Annotated in this window: 20 protein-coding genes and 1 pseudogene; 16 read left to right on the top strand and 5 right to left on the bottom strand. The window is 69.9% G+C overall.

Annotated features, from left to right (window positions below; translation table 11 throughout):
• Positions 1-18 precede the first annotated feature (18 nt).
• The 10 genes from rpmH to AOA12_RS21150 all read left to right on the top strand — a co-directional run bounded on the left by rpmH (position 19) and on the right by AOA12_RS21150 (position 7,818).
• Positions 19-156 carry a 50S ribosomal protein L34 gene (rpmH, locus tag AOA12_RS21195; protein WP_022879826.1) on the top strand — a complete coding sequence of 46 codons (138 nt, stop codon included), beginning with the start codon at positions 19-21 and terminating at the stop codon, positions 154-156.
• A gap of 10 nt (positions 157-166) precedes the next feature.
• Complete coding sequence (gene rnpA, locus AOA12_RS21190; protein WP_082406446.1) at positions 167-505, top strand: ribonuclease P protein component; 339 nt, start codon at positions 167-169, stop codon at positions 503-505.
• On the top strand, positions 502-852 hold the full coding sequence (gene yidD / locus AOA12_RS21185) for a membrane protein insertion efficiency factor YidD (protein WP_054686721.1): 351 nt from the start codon (positions 502-504) through the stop codon (positions 850-852). Before rnpA ends, yidD begins: the two co-directional genes overlap by 4 nt.
• A gap of 4 nt (positions 853-856) precedes the next feature.
• Positions 857-2,023 (top strand): membrane protein insertase YidC, encoded by a 1,167-nt coding sequence (gene yidC, locus AOA12_RS21180; RefSeq protein ID WP_442922257.1) that lies wholly within the window; start codon positions 857-859, stop codon positions 2,021-2,023.
• Between the two features lie 70 nt (positions 2,024-2,093).
• Entirely contained in the window at positions 2,094-2,597 is a 504-nt protein-coding gene (locus AOA12_RS21175; RefSeq protein ID WP_054686720.1) for a Jag family protein, read from the top strand.
• A complete protein-coding gene (gene rsmG, locus AOA12_RS21170; protein ID WP_156366627.1) occupies positions 2,590-3,228 on the top strand; it encodes a 16S rRNA (guanine(527)-N(7))-methyltransferase RsmG in 639 nt (212 codons plus the stop codon). Before AOA12_RS21175 ends, rsmG begins: the two co-directional genes overlap by 8 nt.
• A 653-nt stretch (positions 3,229-3,881) precedes the next feature.
• Entirely contained in the window at positions 3,882-4,166 is a 285-nt protein-coding gene (locus AOA12_RS21165; RefSeq protein WP_054686718.1) for a GIY-YIG nuclease family protein, read from the top strand.
• A gap of 1,339 nt (positions 4,167-5,505) precedes the next feature.
• On the top strand, positions 5,506-6,444 hold the full coding sequence (locus AOA12_RS21160) for a ParA family protein (protein WP_054686717.1): 939 nt from the start codon (positions 5,506-5,508) through the stop codon (positions 6,442-6,444).
• Positions 6,444-7,424, top strand: coding sequence for a ParB/RepB/Spo0J family partition protein (locus tag AOA12_RS21155; RefSeq protein WP_054686716.1), 981 nt, complete (start codon positions 6,444-6,446; stop codon positions 7,422-7,424). The genes AOA12_RS21160 and AOA12_RS21155 overlap by 1 nt, the downstream gene beginning before the upstream one ends.
• Positions 7,425-7,479: 55 nt before the next feature.
• Positions 7,480-7,818, top strand: a complete 339-nt coding sequence (locus tag AOA12_RS21150; protein WP_054686715.1) for a hypothetical protein — start codon at positions 7,480-7,482, stop codon at positions 7,816-7,818.
• 395 nt (positions 7,819-8,213) lie between these two features.
• On the opposite strand, the gene trxA is transcribed toward AOA12_RS21150, so the two are convergent.
• From trxA to AOA12_RS21130, 4 genes are all read right to left on the bottom strand, one after another.
• Positions 8,214-8,537, bottom strand: coding sequence for a thioredoxin (trxA, locus tag AOA12_RS21145; RefSeq protein ID WP_054686714.1), 324 nt, complete (start codon positions 8,535-8,537; stop codon positions 8,214-8,216).
• Positions 8,538-8,605: 68 nt separating this feature from the next.
• Entirely contained in the window at positions 8,606-9,535 is a 930-nt protein-coding gene (gene trxB, locus AOA12_RS21140) for a thioredoxin-disulfide reductase (RefSeq protein WP_054686713.1), read from the bottom strand.
• 105 nt (positions 9,536-9,640) lie between these two features.
• Positions 9,641-11,260 carry a murein biosynthesis integral membrane protein MurJ gene (gene murJ / locus AOA12_RS21135; RefSeq protein ID WP_054686712.1) on the bottom strand — a complete coding sequence of 540 codons (1,620 nt, stop codon included), beginning with the start codon at positions 11,258-11,260 and terminating at the stop codon, positions 9,641-9,643.
• A complete protein-coding gene (locus AOA12_RS21130) occupies positions 11,253-13,442 on the bottom strand; it encodes a DUF6049 family protein (protein WP_054686711.1) in 2,190 nt (729 codons plus the stop codon). Before AOA12_RS21130 ends, murJ begins: the two co-directional genes overlap by 8 nt.
• A gap of 119 nt (positions 13,443-13,561) precedes the next feature.
• On the opposite strand from AOA12_RS21130, the gene AOA12_RS21125 reads away from it, so the two are divergent.
• A complete protein-coding gene (locus AOA12_RS21125) occupies positions 13,562-15,097 on the top strand; it encodes a DUF7059 domain-containing protein (protein WP_054686710.1) in 1,536 nt (511 codons plus the stop codon).
• A 9-nt stretch (positions 15,098-15,106) separates the two neighbouring features.
• On the opposite strand, the gene AOA12_RS21120 is transcribed toward AOA12_RS21125, so the two are convergent.
• A complete protein-coding gene (locus AOA12_RS21120) occupies positions 15,107-16,168 on the bottom strand; it encodes a magnesium and cobalt transport protein CorA (RefSeq protein WP_054686709.1) in 1,062 nt (353 codons plus the stop codon).
• A gap of 110 nt (positions 16,169-16,278) precedes the next feature.
• Here AOA12_RS21120 and AOA12_RS21115 point away from each other — a divergent pair, with 110 nt between their 5' ends.
• From AOA12_RS21115 to AOA12_RS21100, 5 genes and pseudogenes are all read left to right on the top strand, one after another.
• Positions 16,279-17,706 carry a CCA tRNA nucleotidyltransferase gene (locus AOA12_RS21115; RefSeq protein WP_054686708.1) on the top strand — a complete coding sequence of 476 codons (1,428 nt, stop codon included), beginning with the start codon at positions 16,279-16,281 and terminating at the stop codon, positions 17,704-17,706.
• Between the two features lie 70 nt (positions 17,707-17,776).
• Positions 17,777-17,980 (top strand): annotated as a pseudogene (locus tag AOA12_RS23965) (hypothetical protein); the annotation flags it as partial.
• Entirely contained in the window at positions 17,958-18,959 is a 1,002-nt protein-coding gene (locus AOA12_RS21110) for an Lrp/AsnC family transcriptional regulator (protein WP_054686707.1), read from the top strand. The pseudogene AOA12_RS23965 and the gene AOA12_RS21110, both read left to right, overlap by 23 nt.
• Before the next feature lie 169 nt (positions 18,960-19,128).
• On the top strand, positions 19,129-19,983 hold the full coding sequence (locus AOA12_RS21105) for an SDR family NAD(P)-dependent oxidoreductase (protein ID WP_156366626.1): 855 nt from the start codon (positions 19,129-19,131) through the stop codon (positions 19,981-19,983).
• A gap of 134 nt (positions 19,984-20,117) precedes the next feature.
• The gene (locus AOA12_RS21100) at positions 20,118-21,329 is read left to right on the top strand and encodes a dipeptidase (protein WP_054686705.1); all 1,212 of its coding nucleotides are present in this window, start codon (positions 20,118-20,120) and stop codon (positions 21,327-21,329) included.
• Positions 21,330-21,370 lie beyond the last annotated feature (41 nt).

The following is a 21,370-nucleotide window of genomic DNA, read 5'->3' as shown; positions in this document are numbered from 1 at the left end:
CCGATCCGGAGTGATCTCATGAGCAAGCGCACGTTCCAGCCCAACAACCGCCGCCGCGCCAAGAAGCACGGCTTCCGCGCCCGCATGCGCACGCGCGCCGGCCGCGCCATCCTCTCGGCCCGCCGCGCCAAGGGCCGCACCGAGCTGTCGGCCTGACGCGGTCCGGGTGCTGGCGCGCGGGAATCGCATCACCCGCGGGGCGGAGTACAAGGCCGTCGTCCGCGGGGGTTCCCGGTGCGCCGGAGCCCATACGGTCACCTACATCGTGATCACGGGCGAGGCCCGTCCCTCGCGATTCGGCTTCATCGTGAGCAAGCAGGTGGGAGGCGCGGTGGTCCGCAACACCGTGCGACGTCGTCTGAAGGACGTCTGCGCCCGCAGCCTTCCGCGCCTCGCCGACGGCGTCGACGTCGTGATCCGCGCGTTGCCCTCGTCGGCGACCGCGGATTTTCGTGCGTTGCAGCGTGATGTCGACCGCTGCCTCATGAAGAGGGCGGCGGCGTGAGCGCGCTTCCGTCGTACGCCCTGGGCAGCGGAGAGCTGACGGCATCCGGTCTCGCCTCCTCCGTTCCGCTGCTCCCCCGCAACCTCGGACTCGCGCTGCTGCACTCCTATCGCGCCACGATCTCGCACCTCTACGGCGACGTGTGCAAGTACTACCCGTCGTGCTCCGCCTACGCCGTCGGCGCCGTGCAGCAGCACGGACTCGTGAAGGGCACGGGACTCACCGCCGCACGGCTGGCGCGCTGCCACCCGTGGGCCGCCGGCGGCATCGACGACGTGCCGCTGCATCCGAACTTCCGATACCAGCTGACCAGGCACGGGTTCGTCGTGCCTTCCAGAAAGGACTGATCCCGTGCTGGATCTTCTCGCGTCCACGCCGACGCCCGTGGTACCGTCACCGACCACGCCGCCGCCGGGCGAGGGCTTCGACCTGTTCAGTACGATCATGTGGCCCTTCAAGTTCCTCGTCGAGGCCATCCTGGTGTTCTGGCACTGGGTCTTCACCTCCATCGGCATGGAGTCGTCGACCGGCGCCACCTGGGTGCTGTCGATCGTCGGCCTCGTCATCGTGGTGCGCGCCGCGCTGATCCCGCTGTTCGTGCGGCAGATCAAGAGCCAGCGCAAGATGATGGAGATCGCTCCAGAGCTGAAGAAGGTCCAGGAGAAGTACCGCGGCAAGAGGGATCAGCTCTCCCGCGAGGCCATGAGTCGCGAGACCATGGCGCTGTACAAGAAGCACGGCACGACACCCGTGTCGAGCTGTATGCCCCTGCTCGTGCAGATGCCGATCCTGCTCGGCATGTTCTACACGCTGAGTGACGTCAAGAAGCACTACGAGTGGGGCGTCGGCGGCGTCGGACTGCTGAACCGCGAGCTCACGGCGGAGTTCTACAACGCCAACCTCTTCGGCGTCGCTCCGCTGCACACCAACATGATCGAGGCGATCAACGACGGCCACACGGCCACGGTGGTCATCCTCATCATCCTCGTGGTCCTCATGATCGCGTCGCAGTTCATCACCCAGCTGCAGATCATCTCGAAGAACCTGTCGCCCGAGGCCAAGACCGGCCAGGCGTACCAGATGCAGCGGATCATGCTCTACGTCCTGCCGCTCGCCTTCATCTTCTCGGGCGTCTTCTTCCCGCTCGGCGTCGTCATCTACTGGTTCGTCTCGAACCTGTGGACCATGGTGCAGCAGTTCATCGTCATCCGGAACCTCCCGACGCCCGGCTCGGAAGCCGAGAAGCTGCGCAACGAGCGCCTGGCGCGCAAGGGCAAGGCCGTCAACTCCAAGGGCAAGATCATCCCCCTGGCCGAGTACGAGGCCGAGCAGCAGCGTCTGTTCGAGGAGGCGCAGAAGAAGAAGGCGCAGGCGCCGAAGCGTCAGCAGCCCGTGAGCAAGCAGCGCGCGAAGAAGCAGGGCCAGAAGGGCGGCGGCTCGACCGGTTCGGGTTCGGCGTCGTCGGGTTCGGGTGGCTCGGCGGACGGCTCGGGCAGCGGCTCCGGCGGCGACGCCTAGGCTCCGGATTTCGGTCACCGCTACGCTTTCCTGAGTCCTCTCCCCTGACTCGTCACCAGCAAGGAACACCATGAGCATCTCCCCCGACGCCGTCGACGACCACGGCACCGTGACCGTCGAGCAGCTCGAGCAAGAGGGCGACATCGCCGCCGACTACCTGGAGGGTCTGCTCGACATCGCCGACATCGACGGTGACCTGACCCTCGACGTGCGTGCCGGCCGCGCTTACGTGTCGGTGGAGAACAGCGACCCCGACTCGCTGTCGCTGCTGTCGGATCCCGACACGGTGCAGGCGCTGCAGGAGCTCACGCGCCTCGCGGTGCAGAACCAGACCGGACGCTTCTCGAGGCTGATCCTGGATGTGGGCGGATCCCGCGACGCGCGCCGTCGCCAGCTGGAGAAGCTCGTCGACCGCGCGGTCGCGCGCATCGACGAGGGCGCGACGCAGGCGTCACTGCCCGCGATGTCCAGCTACGAGCGCAAGCTGGTGCACGATATCGTAGCTGACCGGGGATTCATCTCCGAGTCGTACGGCGAGGGCAGCGATCGTCACACCGTCATCCGCCGTGGCTGACGACGTCGTCGTCGAGACGGAGCCGGCCGCCGCGGCGGCCGTGTTCGGGGATCGCATCGACCTGGCGCGCCGGTTCGCCGCGGCGCTGGCCCAGCATGGCGAAGAACGTGGTCTGATCGGGCCTTTAGAGCCGCCGAGGCTGTGGACGCGGCACATTCTGAACAGCGCCGTCGCGGCGCCCCTGTTCACGGCCGGCTGGCGGGTCGGTGACATCGGGTCCGGTGCCGGACTGCCGGGTCTCGTGCTCGCGATCGCGCGCCCGGACGTGCATTGGGTGCTCATCGAGCCGATGGAGCGCCGCGTGGCGTGGCTCACCGAGCAGGTCGAGGCCCTCGGGCTGGACAACGTCGAGGTCGTCCGCGCGCGTGGCGAGGACTGGCGCGAAGGTGCGGTGCTGGATGCCGTGACCGCGCGCGCCGTGAGCGCCCTGCGCACGCTGATCCCGCTGACCGCTCCCCTGGTCCGCCCGGGTGGCGAGCTGATCCTGCTCAAGGGAGCGAACGCCGAGAACGAGATCGGCGCCGCCGAGAAGCAGATCCGCCGCTTCCGCCTCTCGAACGTGCGCGTCGAGCCCGTCGGCGCTGGCGTCATCGACGACCCCACCCGCGTCATCCGCGCCACCGTCTCCTGACCCCACACACCTCCCCTCGAGCCCGCGCGCTCACTCGAGACCCATCAGGCCTGTGTGGCGCGTCTTCCCGCACCCAGATCGTCGACCCCACCGGCCAGGCCCTCATCGAGCCGGACAAACGTGGCTCGAGTCGGCAGACCCCACCCCGCTGCAGACCCCACCGCGCTGGTTGAGTAGCGCGCGCAGCGCGCTTATCGAAACCCTGACAACGGTCGCGGGTCCGTACGCTCCGTCGTAGAGCCGTGCCATCCCTGCGCAGGCCCGCCCTTGCCCCCATTTCTCGTGAGACACCCCGCTCCCCTATCCAACCTCGCCCCACCCCGCTGGTTGAGTAGCGTGCGCGGCGCGCGTATCCAAACCCCGACAACGATCGCAGTCCACACGCCCCGTTGCGGAACCGCCCCACCCCGCTGGTTGAGTAGGTCGTGCCGAAGGCACGACCGTATCGAAGCCCATATGACGACCGATACGACTAACGCTGGTGCCTTGCGATGGCCCGCCATAAGAATGAGATGAGCACCACGGCCGTTTCACGTGAAACGCTCCCCCGCAGTCGCATCGCAGCCTCGTCCCCAACAGGTCAACACACGCATCTCTCCACCAACACGCCCTGAGCGCCTGCTACACACTTCGCCACGCGCCATCATCGTCCCATGCCCTCTATGTACATCCTCGAGTGCGCCGACGGCTCGTACTACGTCGGCAGCACCGTCAACCTCGACCACAGAGTCTGGCAGCACGAGGTCGGCGAAGCCGCCGCGTACACGAGACGCCGACGCCCTGTCCGTCTCGTCTACTTCGAGCACTTCGATCGCGTCGATGACGCCTATCGTCGCGAGAAGCAGGTGCAGGGCTGGGGCCGAGCCAAGCGTCGCGCCCTCATCGACAACGTCGGTGATCAGCTCCTCCCCACACTGAGCAAGAAGCGTTTCACGTGAAACATCCGCGGGTTTGACGGAGGCTGTGCGCATACTGAGGTCGCTGTCGTGTAGCGGGATCTCGATACACCGTCGCTTCGCGACGGCACTCGATCAGCGGGAAGAGGGATGCATCCTGCAGGCATGGGGCAGGCGTCAGCCACCGCTGGTTGAGTAGGTCGTGCCGAAGGCGCGACCGTATCGAAACCCTCTCATGTCCCGGAATACAGGTCATCACTCGTACGCTCTCCGCGCTCGGCCTCGTCGCTGACGACATCCAACGTTTCACGTGAAACATGCACGGACACGACGAAGGCTGCGCGCATACGGAGGTCGCTGTCGTGCAGTGGGATCTCGATACACCGTCGCTTCGCGACGGCACTCGATCAGCGGGAAGAGGGATGCATCCTGCAGGCATGGGGCAGGCGTCAGCCACCGCTGGTTGAGTAGGCCGTGCCGAAGGCACGGCCGTATCGAAACCCCTTTCATGTCCCAAGACACGGATCCACCCCCACACCGTCTCTGCATCTAGCCTCTTTGCAGATGACATCGAACGTTTCACGTGAAACATCCGCGGGCTTGATGGAAGCCGTGCGCATACTGAGGTCGCCGTCGTGTAGCGGGATCTCGATACACCGTCGCTTCGCGACGGCACTCGATCAGCGGGAAGGTCAGCGGGAAGAGGGATGCATCCTGCGGGTACGAGCAGGCGTCAATCGCCGCTGGTTGAGTAGCGCGCGCAGCGCGCGTATCGAAACCCAGTTACTCAGACGCCCTCGGTGCGCCGCGACGTTTCACGTGAAACGGTGTCGATTGATGGATCCGAGGCCGGTTTTGATGGCGGCGGTGTCTGGAGGGGATCTCGATACACCGCCGCTTTGCGGCGGCACTCGATCAGCGGGGGATGAGGGGGGCGGCACTCGATCAGCGGGGAGAGGGGTGTGGCACTCGGTCAGCAGGGAGAGGGGTGCGCTCTGGTGATGCTGAAGGGCATCAGCCACCGCTGGTTGAGTAGCGCGCGGAGCGCGCGTATCGAAACCTGCTTCGTGTCCTCTTGAGCTGCGGGAGTGGGGCGTGTTTCACGTGAAACGGTGAGGGGGATGGTCGGGTGATGGAGGGTTTGGGGTGTGGTGGGGATCTCGATACGCCGCCGCGAAGCGGCGGCACTCGATCAGCGGGGTGAGGGATGTGCCCTGCCGGTACTGAAGGTCATCAGTCACCACTGATTGAGCATCGCGCGTATCGAAACCTGTCAACGGGACCAGGCTGGCCGCTCACGTGGCGGGTGTTTCACGTGGAACGGGGGAGGGGGTCGGGGGTCTCGACTACAGTGGAGGAGTTCCCCGGAGATTGGAGTTGAATGGTGCATGCCTCGGAGAATGACACCTCTCCCGCACCCTTCTCCGCTGACGACAGTCCCATCGCGCGCGAACTGGCGAGTCTTTCCGCCCGGCGACGGGCATTGGAGGCCGTGACAGTGACATTCGACGGGCCAACTCGGGTCATCACGGTCTCGAACCAGAAGGGCGGCGTCGGCAAGACCACGACGACGGTGAATCTGGCCGCCGCTCTGGCATCCATCGGTGCGCGCGTACTCGTGATCGACCTGGATCCTCAGGGAAACGCGTCGACCGCACTGGGCGTGCCGCACACGGCGGAGACGCCGAGCGTCTACGACGTGCTGATCGACGAGTTCCCGCTCGCGGAGGTCATCCAGACGAGCCCGGAATCGGAACTGCTGCTGTGCGCGCCGTCCACCATTCATCTCGCCGGCGCAGAGATCGAGCTCGTCTCGCAAGTCGCTCGTGAGCACCGTCTGCGCACCGCCCTCGAGGGGTATCTCGAGGCGACGGACCTCGCGCCCGACTTCATCTTCATCGACTGCCCGCCGTCGCTGGGGCTGCTCACGATCAACGCCTTCACCGCTGCCGACGAGCTGCTGATCCCGATCCAGTGCGAGTACTACGCGCTGGAGGGTCTGAGCCAGCTGCTCGGCAACGTGCAGATGATCCAGAAGCACCTCAACCGCGGGCTGCGCCTGTCGACCATCATGCTCACGATGTACGACGCGCGCACGCGCCTGGCGCAGCAGGTGGCCGACGAGGTGCGCGAGCATTTCCCCCGTGAGGTCCTCGAAACGGTGATTCCCCGGTCAGTCCGGGTTTCTGAGGCGCCGAGCTTCGGTCAGACCGTCATCGCGTACGACCCCAGTTCCGCCGGCGCGATCGCCTATCGTGAAGCCGCCGTCGAGATCGTCCAGCGCACAGAGCGCTCCACAGAAAGCGAAGGAACCGCCTGATGGCCAAGCGAACGGGACTGGGTCGGGGGATCGGTGCCCTCATTCCGACGACGGACTCGAGCGAGGCACGTCCCGTCGACGTGTTCTTCCCCGACGTTCAGCCGAAGCCGACGCGCGCGAAGACGCCGGCGTCGGTCGAAGAAGACACGGATGCCGCCGAGCTGGTCGCCATCCCGGGAACGCGTCTGGTCGAGATCGACCCCAACGAGATCGTTCCGAACCCGCGTCAGCCGCGGACGAACTTCGACCCCGACGACCTGGCCGAGCTCGTGCACAGCGTGCGGGAGTTCGGCGTGCTGCAGCCCGTCGTCGTGCGGACGAACGCCGACGGCACATACGAGCTGATCATGGGGGAGCGCCGCACGCGCGCCGCGCGCGAGGCAGGGCTCACGGCGATCCCCGCCATCGTCCGCGACACCGCCGACGAGTTCTTGCTCCGCGATGCGCTGCTCGAGAACCTGCACCGGTCGCAGCTCAACCCGCTCGAAGAGGCGTCGGCCTACCAGCAGCTGCTCGAGGACTTCGGCATCACGCAGGAGGAGCTGGCCACGCGCATCGGCCGGTCGCGTCCGCAGATCAGCAACACGATCCGGCTGCTGAAGCTCCCCGTCCCCGTGCAGCAGCGCGTGGCGGCGGGCGTCCTCAGCGCGGGCCACGCGCGCGCGATCCTCTCCCTCGAGACCCCCGAGGCGATGCAGCGCCTCGCCGACCGGATCGTCAATGAGGACCTCTCGGTGCGCGCGGCGGAGGCGGCCGCGCGGCTCACGGAGACGGCATCCTCGCGTCGGTCGCTGCCCAGGGCGGGCGCCCGACGGGCACACCTCGACGAGGTCGCCGAACGTCTGGGCGACCGGCTGAACACCAAGGTGAAGATCACGCTGACGGCGAGGAAAGGCCAGATCAACATCGACTTCGCGACGATCCAGGATCTCAATCGCATCCTCGCGGAGATCGGCGAGAGCGAGTACGGATCGTTCTGATCCGCCCGACGGCACGCGCGCGGCCGGGCATCTGCGACGCGCGTAAGCTTGACGGGTGAACGATCAGCCGAACCTCCCGAGACGCGCCAGCCTCGAGCTGCTGCGCGCCGAGGCGTCGGATGAGCTCTCGGTGCTGATCGAGGAGCGGCTGCGCGACGGCGAGGACCCGTGGGACTTCATGGAGGACCTGCCGTCGGTCGACGAACTGGTGGTCCTGACGCTGCGCGCCGAGAACATCGCGGCGGATGGCGGCAACCGACCCACGCAGGCGCGCAACTACCGCGTGCTGCGGCAGATCGCGCTCGACTACCCGGCGCTCACGACGGCCGTGTGGCGGCTGCTGGGGAGCGAGCCGCACCGCCGGTGGGACGCGTCGGTGCGCGAGGCGTCGTAGGGGGTGCGCCTCGGGGGCGCGGGTGCGTTCGAGGGCCGGTGACCGGGGGCGCGTGATTGCGGCGACGGTTCGTGAGAGGGATCTCGATACGCCCGCGGCGCAGCCGCGGGCACTCGATCAGCGGGGTGGTGGCGGGGCTTCGGGCCGGTGGTCAGCGGGGTGGCGGTGTTGCTACGCGCCGTCGATCAGCGGGGTGTGGCTTAGGCCGCTGATCGGTGGCGGTCGTCTCCGCTGGTTGAGTAGCCGCCGGAGGCGGCGTATCGAAACCGATGTCACGGTCCGTGGGAGGGATCTCGATACGCCCGCGGCTGCGCCGCGGGCACTCGATCAGCGGGGTGGGTGGCGTAGCGGCTGGCCGTCGATCAGTGGAGTGGGTGGCGCAGCCCCGGGGGTGATCAGCGGAGGTATTCGGCGAGGTCCTGCTCGAGGGCGAACTTGGGCTTGGCGCCGACGATCGTCTTCTCGACCTGGCCGCCCTTGAAGACCTTGAGCGCGGGGATCGACGTGATCTGGTACTGCGCGGCGAGCTGCGGGTTCTCGTCGACGTTGAGCTTGACGATGGTGATCTTTCCGGCGTGCTCGGCCGCGATCTCGTCGAGCACGGGGGCGACCATGCGGCACGGTCCGCACCAGGCGGCCCAGAAGTCGACCAGCACCGGGCCCTCGGCCTCGATGACGTCCTGCTGCCAGGTGGACTCGTTCGTCGCGGTGGCGCTCATTTTTCTCTCCTTGAGATCTGTGTTGATGGATGCCAACGCGCAGCGCCGGCCGGTTGTTCCGAGATGGTCTAGGCGTCGCCGCGCGCGGCGAGGAAGTGCTCGACGTCGAGGGCTGCCACGGTGCCGCTCGCGGCGGCCGTGACGGCCTGACGGTAGGTGGCGTCGACGACGTCGCCGGCAGCGAAGACGCCCTCGACCGACGTGCGCGACGACCGTCCGTCGACCCACACGGTTCCGGCATCCGTCAGTCGGAGCACGTCGTGCACGAGGTGGGTGCGGGGGTCGTTGCCGATCGCGACGAACACCCCGTCGAGGGGCAGCTCCCGCTCCGAGCCGTCGACCGTGTCCTTGAGCACGACGCCGGTGACGGCGTCGTCGCCGAGCACGTCGATGATCTCGGCGTTCCACACGAACTCGATCTTCTCGTTCGCGAACGCGCGGTCCTGCATGATCTTCGACGCGCGCAGGGAGTCGCGGCGGTGGATGACGTAGACCTTCGAGGCGAACTTGGTGAGGAACGTGGCCTCCTCCATGGCGGAGTCGCCGCCGCCGACGACCGCGATGGTCTTCTCCCGGAAGAAGAAGCCGTCGCACGTCGCGCAGTACGAGACGCCGTGGCCGGAGAGGCGCGCCTCGTTCTCGATGCCGATCTTGCGGGGCGCGGAGCCGGTCGCGAAGATGACCGTCGCCGCCTCGTGCACCGTGCCGCTGCCGAGCGTCACCTTCTTCACGGGCCCCGTGAGGTCGAGCGCGACGGCGTCGTCGTAGAGCACCTCGGTGCCGAACCGCTCCGCCTGCTGCTGCATCTTGGTCATGAGGTCGGGGCCGAGGATGCCCTCGGGGAAGCCGGGGAAGTTCTCGACGTCGGTCGTGTTCATCAGCTCGCCGCCGATCTCGACGCTGCTCGCGATGAGGAGCGGCTCGAGGTTCGCGCGCGCGGCGTAGATCGCCGCCGTGAACCCTGCCGGACCCGAGCCGATGATGATGACCTGTCGCACCGCGACGCCTCCTTCGTGGGCCGCACGGCCCGCCACACACGTGCAACCCATCGTAGGCGCGTCGCATTCCGCCGGTCGCACCGCCCGTCACACAGGTCGCCCGGGTCAGCGGCCGGGCAGGAAGCGCCGCACGTACCGGCCGGCGACGGCGAGCTCCGGCGCGCGGAGCGCCGCGAGCGCGGCGACGTAGACGAGCAGCGACGTCGCACCGATGAGGCCGCCGCCGAGGATGCCGGACAGCAGTCCCGCGGCGGTCCAGCCCGCCGGCCCGCCGGTCCACAGGAACAGCCCCCATCCGGCGAGGAACGCGGGCACCGCCGCGACGCCGAACCGCGCGAGGGCGCGCCAGGTGGGTCCCCAGGCGAACGACGACGGCAGGTGGCGGCGCAGCAGTCGCACGGCGATCGGCAGTTGCACGATGTTCGCGATCGACTGGGTGAGGGCGACCGTCGCGGCGACGAACGCGAGCGGCAGCATCCCGGTGAGCGCGGCGGCCATCGTGAGCGCGGCGCCGAGCGCCGAGAGCCCCGCCTGCACCAGCGAGAAGAGGAACGGCGTGCGCGTGTCCTGGTAGGCGAAGAAGGCGCGGCGGACCACGACGGTGACTCCGAGCGGCACCAGCGCGACGAGGTACGCGCACAGCACCCACGCCATCGCGACGGCCTCGCCGGCGTCGTTCGTCAGCACGCGCGACAGCGGCACGGCGGCGGCGGCGATCGCCGCCATGAGCCCGAAGACGAACAGTCCGATCGAGCGGATCGACTCGTCGAGGTTGGTGCGGATGCCGGCGTCGTCGCCGTTCTCGACGAACTCGGTGAGCTGGGTGAAGTAGGTGGTCGAGATGGAGACGGTGACGATGGAGTGCGGCAGCATGAAGAGGAGCCACGCCAGGCTGATCGTCATGATGCCGGCGTTGTCGCCCGACGCCGAGGAGACCGCCTGCGACTGCACGATGCCGGCGAGCTGTCCGACCACGACGGTGAGGAACGTCCACCACGCGAGCGTGCCGATGTGACGCAGGCCGATGCCGCGCCAGCGGAAGTCGGGGCGCACGTGCAGTCCCGTGCGCCGCCAGAACAGCAGCAGCACGACGAGCTGCAGCACGATGCCGCCGGTGGCGACGCCGCCGAGCAGCGCGATCTTTCCGGCATCCCAGTCGGCGACGTCGGTCAGGGGGCCGCCGAAGAGCGCGATGAACACGCCGAATCCCGCGATCGAGACGATGTTGTTGATCGCGGGCGCCCACGCGTAGGGGCCGAACACCTTGCGCGCGTTGAGCGCCTCGCCGACGAGCGCGAACAGGCCGTAGAAGAGCAGCTGGGGGAGCACCCAGTAGGCGAACGAGACGGCCAGCGCCTGCTGCTCGGGCGTGTAGTGGGGTGCGAACAGCCAGATGAGCAGCGGCGCGATCGCCATGAGCAGCACGGTCGCGCCGAGCAGGATGACGGTGCCGAGCGTGATGAGCTTGGAGACGAACCGCGAGCCGCCGTCGCGGTGGCCGGCGGCCTTGACGATCTGCGGCACGATGATGCCCGTGATGACGCCCGCGGCGATCAGCTCGTAGAACTGCTGGGGGAGCGACACCGCGGTCGAGAACGCGTCCGCCGCGCGCGACGCGACGGATCCGATCACCGCGACCAGCACGATCGAGCGCACGAGGCCCGTGATGCGCGAGACCAGCGTGCCGGCCCCGATGAGAGCGCTCGCGCGCGCGTGACTAGCCATCGACGTCCTTCGTCCCCCCGACGGTCTGCTCCGTGCCGGCGGCGGTGTCGCCGGCATCCGCATTCCCAGCCTCGGCCGCGCCGCTCTCGGCCTCCGCCCGGCTCGCGCGTCGCTTGCGGATGCGCTGCACGGTGCGCACGGTGCCCGCCACGAGCAGCACGGCCACGCCGATCGCGAGCACCACGACGCCCACCGACTCCCATTCGGCGCGCACCGACACCCTGATCGTGACGGGATCGCCGACGGGAATGGAGTGCGGCTCGAGACCGCGCAGGGAGACCTCGAGGCGTGTCTCGCCGCTCGCGACCCGCGACTGCACGGGGATCTCGATGCGCGTGTTCTGCGCCGCGCCCGCCTCGATCGTCGTGCGCTCCTGCACGACGAGACGCGGATCGGACGGCTGCGCGTAGGCGACGAGCGACACGGGCCACCGCAGGTCGTTGCGCACCGTGAAGACGAGCGACGTGTTGGTGCCGAGCAGCACCATGTCGCTCGACGGCACGAGATGCACGCTGCCGAGCGTGCTCTGCGTCGTCGCGCGGCGCTCGGCGACCGCGTCGGCCCAGCCGTCGGCATCGCCGAGCCAGGCGTTGCCCATGAGCTGCAGCGTGCGGGCGCGCTCGGGCGCCGTGAGCACGGCCGGGTCGGCGAGGATCGTCCCGAACCTCGCGAGGCGGTCCTCGTCGGCGAGCAGCGCCGAGAGGATGTTCGCGCGTCCCTCGTCGGCCACGGTGCCGGTCTCTGCGAACGTCGTCGCCGTGGCGGCGGATGCCGTGATGCTGCTCAGGTCGGTCGACGGGCGGCCGGCGAGGCCCGTGGCGGTCAGCACCGCGTCGCGCAGGCCGGTGTGGGGGTCGCTCGCGGTCGAGGCGGGGCGGTCGACGACGGCGAGCAGCGGCTGGGAGGGGTCGGCGACGGCCGCGTAGGCGGATGCCGTGGCGTGCGCCGCCGCGCGCTGCACCCCGGGGTCGCGCAGGGCGATCTCGCGCAGCGCGCCGGCGAGCCGCGCGTCGTACGTGAGGGCGTAGGCGTCTCCCGCGCGCACCCACGGGGCGGCATCCGCGACGTCGGAGGTGGCGAGGGTGATCGTGTGCTCGGGGGCGAAACCCATCAGCGAGGTCACGGCGTCGCCCGAGGCGGTGCCGGTCGCGGGCCACCACACGGGCGGGAGCGCGGGGCCGATGTCGAGCAGCTCCGCGACGGTGTGCGGCTGGTCGCCGGGCGTCGGCTGCGGCGAGCTCGGCGGCGGGGCGGGCGTGTCGGCCGGCTGCTGCGGGGCGGCATCCCCCTCACCGGCGTCGGGCTCGCTGAAGCCGCCGTTCGCGAGCAACGGCGCGAGCGTCTCGATCTGCAGCGGCTGCTCGAGGCCCGCGGCCAGCTGCGCCGTGAGGTCGGTGTCGCCGAAGGTCAGCGCGAACCGCTCGTTGGGCAGCGCGAGCAGGCGGTCGAGCCACGCGGTCGCGCCGGAGGGCGCCTCGTCGCCGAGCACGCGGATCGCGGCGACGATCGCCGGGTCGACCGCGAGGACCGCGGCGGTTCCGGCGACGGCATCCAGCTGGGCGCGCAGCGATCCGTCGGGGCCGGTCAGCTGCTCCAGCTCGTCGGCGGTGAGCAGCGGATGGTCGATCGCCGGCGCGACGAGGGGAACGATCGCGGCGACCGGCGCCGAGGTCGCGGCGGGGACGACGATCGTGCTGCGGGCCGTGTCGCCCGAGGCGGTCGCGAGCAGCGGATAGACCCCCGGCGCGAGCTGGTCGACGCCGCCCGCGGTCGCGTCGACCGTCGCCGTCGCGGTGAGCCCGCCGCTCGCCGTCGGCGTGAACGCGGCCGTCGCGAGGGGCACGGTGTCGTCGATGCCGAGGTCGCCGCCGAGCCACGCCGCGATCTCGTCGGCGCTCTCCAGGCGGTGCGGCGCATACCGGAACAGCACGTCGCCGGGTGCGGTGGCGTCGCCCGGCGCCTGGGCGCTGATCGCGAAGCCCTGGCCGGGCGTGATCACGCCGCCGCCCGAGGCGGCGATCACGAAGGCGACCGGTGACTCCTCCTGCGTCGCCGCCGTCGCGGCGGGCAGCGGCAGCAGCACGGCGGCCATGAGCAGCAGCACGGGCAGCAGCACACAGAGCAGCACGCGGAGCAGCGCAGGGCGCAGCGCGCGCAGGGGAGCAGGGGAATGGGTCGGCATCGTGAGGGTTCCGTGCGATTCCGGACCGCACGATCTGGTGCGATTCTATGGTCCCGCCGCTGTGCGCCCCCGGTGACCGGCCGCGCCGATGTCACACCCGTGGGGTAACGTGTGGCCCCATGGCCGACCTCGACAGCGAGCGCCGAGCGGACGACGGGATCGCCGCGCTGCGCGCCGACCTCGTGGATGCCGGATACACCGCGGCCGCCGTGCGCGAGGCATGGGGACCGCTCGCCGACGCGGCGATCGGCGCGGGCCTGCCCGGCCCGGCGCGCACCGCGCTCGAGGGACGCGCCGACGCGCTCGCGACCGCCTGCCTGCTGTTCTTCCTCGGCGACCCGCTGCCGCGCAAGCGGGTGGACGCCGCACTGCCGCGCGTCGGCGCTGACGGGCTGGTCGCCCTCGGCCTGGCCTCGACGGCCGACGGCGTCGTGGCCCCGACGGCGCTCATCCGTCCGCAGGACTTCGCCGACGACCGGGGCGAGGGGGAGTGGCTCATCGCGAGCGACCTCGACGAGGCGGCGCTGCGCGGCGCGCTGCCGACCGGCCACGTGCTCGGCGTGGGCGGCGCGTCGCTGACGCTCGCGGGCCTGCAGCTGCCGGCTCCCGTCGGCCGCGTGCTCGACGTGGGGACGGGCTGCGGCATCCAGGCCCTGCGGGCGCGGCGCGCCGCCGACGGCGTGGTCGCGACGGATGTCTCGGAGCGCGCGCTGTGGTTCACGCGCGTCAACGCGCTGCTCAACGGGGTCGACGCGATCGAGGTGCGCCGCGGCAGCCTGTTCGAGCCCGTCGCGGGCGAGCTGTTCGACCGCGTCGTGTCGAACCCGCCGTTCGTGATCACGCCGCGCGTCGCGGGCGTGCCGCAGTACGAGTACCGCGACGGCGGCATGGCCGGCGACGAGCTCGTCGCGTCGTTCGTGCGCGGCGTCGGCGCCGTGCTCGCCCCCGGCGGCGTCGCGCAGCTGCTCGGCAACTGGGAGTACCGGTCGGGGGCCCCGGGCCTCGATCGCGTGCGCGACTGGGTGTCGTCGTCGCCCGTGCCGCTCGACGCGTGGGTCGTCGAGCGCGAGCTGCTCGATCCGCTCGGCTACGCGCAGCTGTGGGTGCGCGACGGCGGCACCGCGCCGGGCAGCACGGCCTACGAGGGCCTCGTCGACGCCTGGCTCGCCGACTTCGCCGCGCGCGGGGTGACCGCGATCGGCTTCGGCTACGTCCTGCTGCGCCGGCGGATGCCGGAGTCCGCCGCCGCGCCGCTCGCGCGCTACGAGCGCGTCACGCAGCCGGTGCCGGGCCCTCTCGCGCCGCATCTCGCCGAGGCCCTTGACGCGTGGGACCGGCTGGCCGTGCTCGACGACGCCGCGCTCGCCGGCGCGACGCTGTGCGTGGCCGGCGACGTGACCGAGGCGCGCCACCACCTGCCCGGCGCCGAGAGCCCGAGCGTGATCGAGCTGCGCCAGGGCGGCGGCTTCGCGCGCGTCGTCGAGGTCGACCCCGCGCTCGCCGCGCTCGTCGGGGCGTGCGACGGCGAGCTGCCGGTGGGCGTGCTCGTCGACGCGATCGCCGAGCTGCTCGAGGCCGATGCGTCCGCGCTGCGCGCCGATCTGCTCCCCCGCGTGCGCGAGCTCGTGTTCACCGGCATCCTTCAGCTGAGCTGACGGCGGGCCTCACATCCACTTCTTGCGTTTGAAGACGATGTACAGCGTCGTCGCGAACGCGAGCATCGCGCCGAGCGCGACGGGATAGCCGAAGGCCCAGTGCAGCTCGGGCATGACGTCGAAGTTCATGCCGTACACGGCGCCGATGAGCGTGGGCGCGAACAGGATCGCCGCCCAGCCGGAGATCTTCTTCATGTCCTCGTTCTGCCGCTGCGCCACCAGCGTCGCGTTCACGTTGAGGATCTGCGACAGCGCGTCGCGCAGCTCGGTCGTCTCGGCGATCACGTGGGCAAGGTGGTCGGCGACGTCCTGCAGGTGCGCGAGCAGCGGCGTCGGCACGGCGTAGCGGTCGGCGCCGAGCTGCAGGCGCTGCAGCACCTTGGCGAGCGCGGTCGTCGCGTGCAGCAGGTCGATGACCTCGTGGCTCAGCCGGTAGATGCGCTCCGCGGCGGCGGCGTCGCCGCTGAACACCTGGCGCTCGATCTGCTCGCGGTCGGTCTGCAGGCCGTCGAGCACGGGATAGTAGCCGTCGACGATCGCGTCGAGCAGCCGGTAGACGAGCGCCTCGGGGCCGAGCCGCAGCAGCTCGGGGTCGCCGAGCAGCAGGGTGCCGTCGCCGAGCGGGGCCTCGGCCGCCTCGACCGTGCTCGGCGTGATCACGGTGCCGTCGGCGAGCCGGCCGTCCTGGCACACGATGACGACGACGCGCGGCCGCACGAGCAGGTGGAACTCGCTGAACTCGACCTCCTCGACGTCGTCGAGGTAGCGCGCCGAGCGCACCACGAGGAACAGCACGTCGTCGTAGCGCTCGACCTTGGGGCGCTGCTCGGCCTGCAGCAGGTCTTCGAGCAGCAGCGGATGCAGCCGCCAGGCGTTCGCGAGCTCCGTGATCGTGTCGGGATCGGGCCGGGGCACGACCGTGAGGGCGAGGCGGTCGTCGCCGTCGTCGGCGAAGGCGAGCGCGTCGGCGAACGTGTCGCCCGCCGTCAGCCGCTGGGGGATGCCGTCGACGATGCGCCGTGTGAGCACGGGCGCCGTCGTGGGCTCGTCGTGGTCGTGCGGCCGGGCCATGCGCCCTCCCTCCGGTGTCGGACCCATCCTCCCCCCAACGTCGTCCGCGCCGCATCCCGGGTCGGGGCGGGCGCCGGGTCGTCGCATCCGCCGCCGGTACGCTGGAACCCATGCTCAACATGGCCGAGGGCGTCGCTCGTCTCGGGACGCTCGCCGAGACCCCGGTCGTGCGCACCCTCGCACAGGCGTTCGCGGATGCCGGGTTCGAGCTGGCGATCGTGGGCGGTCCCGTGCGCGACGCGCTGCTGGGGCGCGCGATCAACGACCTCGACTTCACGACGAACGCGCGGCCCGACGACATCCTGGGCGTCGTGAAGCCGCTCGCGTCGGCGACGTGGGACATCGGCCGGGCCTTCGGCACGATCGGCGCGAAGGTCCACGGCGAGCAAGTGGAGATCACGACCTACCGCGCCGACAGCTACGACGGCGTCACCCGCAAGCCGACCGTCGAGTTCGGCGACACGCTCGAGGGCGATCTCGCCCGCCGCGACTTCACGGTCGGGGCGATGGCGCTGCGGGTGCCGGGTCCGACGCTCGTCGACCCCACCGGCGGCGTCGAGGACCTGATCGCGGAGGTGCTGCGCACGCCCGCCGACCCCGCCGTGAGCTTCGGCGACGACCCGCTGCGCATGCTGCGCGCGGCCCGTTTCGCGTCGCAGCTGGGGTTCGACGTCGATCCGGCGACGCTCGCGGCGATGACCGAGCTGCACGCGTCGCTCGGCATCGTGAGCGCGGAGCGCGTGCAGGGCGAGCTCGTGAAGCTGCTGCAGACCGACGATCCCGTGCGCGGCATCCGCATCCTCGTGGAGACGGGGCTGATGGACGAGTTCCTGCCCGAGGTGCCGAGCCTGCGCCTCGAGGTCGACGAGCACCACCATCACAAGGACGTCTACGAGCACTCGCTCACGGTGCTGCGGCAGGCGATCGAGCTGGAGCACGAGCGGCATCCGGGAGCGGCGCCCGACGTTCCGCTGCGCCTCGCCGCGCTGCTGCACGACATCGGCAAGCCGGCGACGCGCAAGCTCGAGCCGGGCGGAGGGGTGAGCTTCCACCACCACGACGTGAAGGGCGCCCGCATGGCGCGCAAGCGGCTGCAGGCGCTGCGGTTCGACGCCGACACGACGTCGTCGGTGTGCCAGCTGATCGAGCAGCACCTGCGCTTCTTCGGCTACTCCGAGGGCGCATGGACCGACTCGGCCGTGCGCCGCTACGTGCGCGACGCCGGCGATGAGCTGGAACGCCTGCACATCCTCACGCGGGCCGACGTCACGACGCGCAACCGCCGCAAGGCCGCGCGTCTTGCGAACGCCTACGACGACATCGAGCACCGCATCGCGGAGCTGGCGGCTCAGGAAGAGCTGGATGCCATGCGTCCCGAGCTCGACGGCAACCAGATCCAGCAGATCCTGGGCATCGGGCCCGGCCGGGAGATCGGCGAGGCCTACCGCTTCCTGCTCGACATCCGGCTCGACGAGGGCAGGATCGGCGCGGATGCCGCGGAGCAGCGCCTGCGCGAATGGTGGGCGGCGCGCGGGTAGCGGCCGTGGCGGATCGACGCCGGAACCGCTTGTTCCAGGTGACGTGGGACAGGCGCATCCGGCGGCGGGTCAGGCCGCGCGGAAGTGCCTGTATCTTGTCATCAGCTCACTCGAGCCGACTGTTGCGGGCCGAGCCCGATGGGCGATGCGCGGGGAGCCTGCTGTCACTGCGTTCGCCATCACCTTCGCCGACCGCTGGCCGACCGCGGACATCTGCTGGATGAGACCACCGGAGAAAGTGCGGAGGCCACGTGGGCGAACAGCTCGTCGATGAGCTTGATCTGGCGATCGTGCACGCGCTCGAAGTGAACCCTCGAGCGCCGTGGAGCCTGGTCGGATCCGTCTTGGACACATCGCCGGTGACGGTGGCGCGGCGATGGAGCAGCTTGGTGCAGCGCCGGCTCGCCTGGGCGACCGCGATCCCCGGGCCGGCATCAGGCGCGTGGCGTGTGATGGCGATCGTCGGCGTCGTCTGCGAGGCGGGGCACGTCGAGAGCGTCGCGGCAGCGCTCTGTGAAGATCGTGAGGCGGTGACGATCGAGATGCCGGCAAGCAGTTGGAGCCTGCAGGTGGCCGTCGGCGTCAAGGATCTGCCGGCACTCGCCGACTATCTCGTCGGTCGTGTCGAGAAGCTCCCGCATGTGACACGTGTCGAGACTGCGATCGTATCCGGGATGTTCACGCACGGCGGTGAGTGGCGGGTGGGGGCGCTCGGTCGGACGGAGGAATCACAGCTGCGCGCGTCGGGAGCACGGCGGAATGCGCGATCAGGCGATGTCGCCGAGGCCGACCTCGAACTGCTCCGCGTCCTCAGCATCGACGCCCGCGTCTCCTTCGAGGGCCTCGCTCGTCGACTCGGAAGACCCGCGTCGACGCTCGCCCGCCGGTACGAGCAGCTGGCGCGCTCCGAGCGCGTCACCCTCCGTTGCGAAGTCGCGAGCTCGGTGTCGGGTTCTCCCGTTCACGCCTGCCTGCGGCTCGCCGTGCCGCCCGCCGCGCTGGAGAAGACGGGGCGCGCGATCGCGCGGGAGCCGGGGGTGCGCCTGCTCATGTCGGTCGCTGCCCGGGAGAACCTGGTGCTGTGGGTATGGCTCTCGCATCCGGCCGAGCTCATCAGATACGAAGCCGCCCTGGTCGCCAAGCATCCTCATGTCGTCGTCGCCGATCGATCGGTCATGCTCCGTGTGGCGAAGCGGATCGGGCACGTACTCGACGCCGAAGGCCGGTCGTTGTCGGTCGTCCCCTGCTTCTGAAAGGGCGCCGATGGCTGATTCCGTCGATACCCGGGCAGAAGACCAGCCGTTGTGGGGGGATCCATCGCCATCACCCGCGTGATGGGGAGATCCTTCATCCGGTGCTGCGGCCGCGTGGGATGCAAAAAACTCGAAATACCCGAGTTCGCAGAGTCCGCCTGGAGTGACCGTGTCTGAGCCCACCATGCCGTCCGCCGCCGACCGCCCCGTCGCCATCGTCACCGGTGCCGCGCGAGGCATCGGAAGGACGATCGCCATGCGCCTCGCCCGGGAGGGGTACCGCGTAGCGGTCTGCGACCGAGACATGGCGGGCTACGAGCAGTTCCGTGTGGAACGCGAGGCCACGGCCGGCCTCACGCCCCGGCAGTCGCTGGAGCAGGCCGGCGCCGAGGTCCTCGATGCGCAGGTCGATCTGACGGACGTCGATCAGGTGCTGGACTTCGTGAACTCCGTGCACGATGCCTGGGGACGCATCGACCTCCTCGTCTGCAACGCCGGCGGCAGCGCGGGGGACATCGCCTACGTCAGGGCATCCGCCTTCGACCTCGCCGACCCCGCCACGCAGCAGTACCTGCTGTCTTCGACGGCCGACAACTACTACTCCGTCGTCTACAGCGTGCTCGCCACCCTGCCGCACATGATCGCGGCGGGATCGGGAAGCGTCGTCTTCATCTCCTCGACTGCGGGGAACCGCCCGAGCGCAACAGGCGAGATGGCCTTCTACGGCGGGGGGAAGGCGGCTGCGCAGATGTACCTCCGCACGGTGGCACAGGACGTGGCGCCCCACGGCATCCGCGTGAACTCCATCGCCCCCGGCTTCATCGCCACGGGCCGCGCCCTGGACCGCCTGGAGCGACTCCACGGCGAGAACGCGCCGAACGAGATCGCCGCGCAGATCCCGGTGCGCCGGTGGGGGCGCGCGGAGGACATCGCCGAGGCCGTCGTGTACCTCGGCTCGTCCGCGTCCGGTTTCGTGACCGGACAGACCCTCGCCGTCGACGGAGGCGATCTCCGGCACTCCTGAGCCGACACCGCATGCGCGATGCGGACAGGACCGTCGACGCCGGTGGGGGGAGACCACCTTCGCCGACAGGCTGCCCAGTCGTCCCCGCCCGCGGGGCCGGCACTCAACGAAGAAGAACACCCTCGGAGGAAACAATGGCGTACGTTCCGGCCAAGCCCCATCACTACGAGTCCTACCCCTTCCTGCAGCGCGGTCAGGACTTCTCGGCGGTGGACCTCGTCGATCCCAGCACCAGGCTCAGCACCTACGATGCCGGCCTGTCGGAGAGCGAAGCGGCCCGCGTCGAGCGTCTGCTCGCAGACAACCTGGTCGTCAGCTTCCATGACCATCCTCAGCTCCTGCCCCTGGAGCCCTCGGCGCTGTTCGAGTACCTGCGAACCCAACGCGACTTCACGGCGTACGGCGAGTTGAAGCACTCCCGTCTCACCGCTCTGTTCGACAACCTGGTCGGCAGCATCGGGATGGGGTCGCCGTCCGGGTGGAAGTGGCACGATGTCATCACCGCGCTCGGAATGCGGCTCGCCGACCTCGCCTATCACGACGACGAGGCCACCGTGATCCGTACGGTGCAGGACATCCACGATGCCAAGGCGACCGGCAGGGTCGGCTTCATCATGGGTGCGGAGAGCACGGAGTGCATCGAGAACGAGGTCGATCGGCTCGACGTGCTGTACGGCCTCGGAGTCCGTCAGATGGGCCTGACGTACGGGCATTCGAACTCGCTCGGAAGCGGCCAGAAGGAGCGACGAGACGGCGGCCTCACCGCGCTCGGACGCCGAGCCGTGGAGCGGATGAACAAGCTCGGGATCCTGGTGGACGTCGCGCACTCCGGCGACCAGACGAGCCTCGACGCGATCGAGACCTCGGCGAAGCCCATCGCGATCACCCACTCCGGGTGCCGTTCGCTGTGGCCGGTCCCTCGCCTCAAGCCGGATGAGGTGCTGAAGGCGTGCGCCGAGCGCGGCGGCGTGCTCGGCATCATGGCCACCCCGCTGTCCACGATCTCCCTGCAGCACCGCACCCAGTCGATCGAGTCCGTGATGGACCACTTCGTCCACGCCGTCGACCTGATGGGCATCGAACACGTCACCTTCGGCCTCGACACGCTCTACGGCGACCATGCGGGGCTGCATCACAACGCGCAGCGCAACGTCGACATCAAGGGAATGTACGACCCCGGCGACCTGGAGTACACGCAGGTGTCGTTCGTGGACGGTGTCGAGAACCTGACCGAGAGCTATCCCAACGTGACCGCCTGGCTGGTCAAGCACGGGTACAGCGACAGCGAGATCGCGGCTGTGCTCGGCGGCAACATCCTGCGCCTCCTCGAGGATGTCTGGCACTGATGCTCTCGATCCGCCATCTGAGTTCAGGGTATGGCCCGGTT

Origin of the sequence: Microbacterium sp. No. 7 (genome assembly GCF_001314225.1) — a bacterium.
Lineage (GTDB): Bacteria > Actinomycetota > Actinomycetes > Actinomycetales > Microbacteriaceae > Microbacterium.
This window is presented reverse-complemented; position numbering and strand designations above follow the sequence as displayed.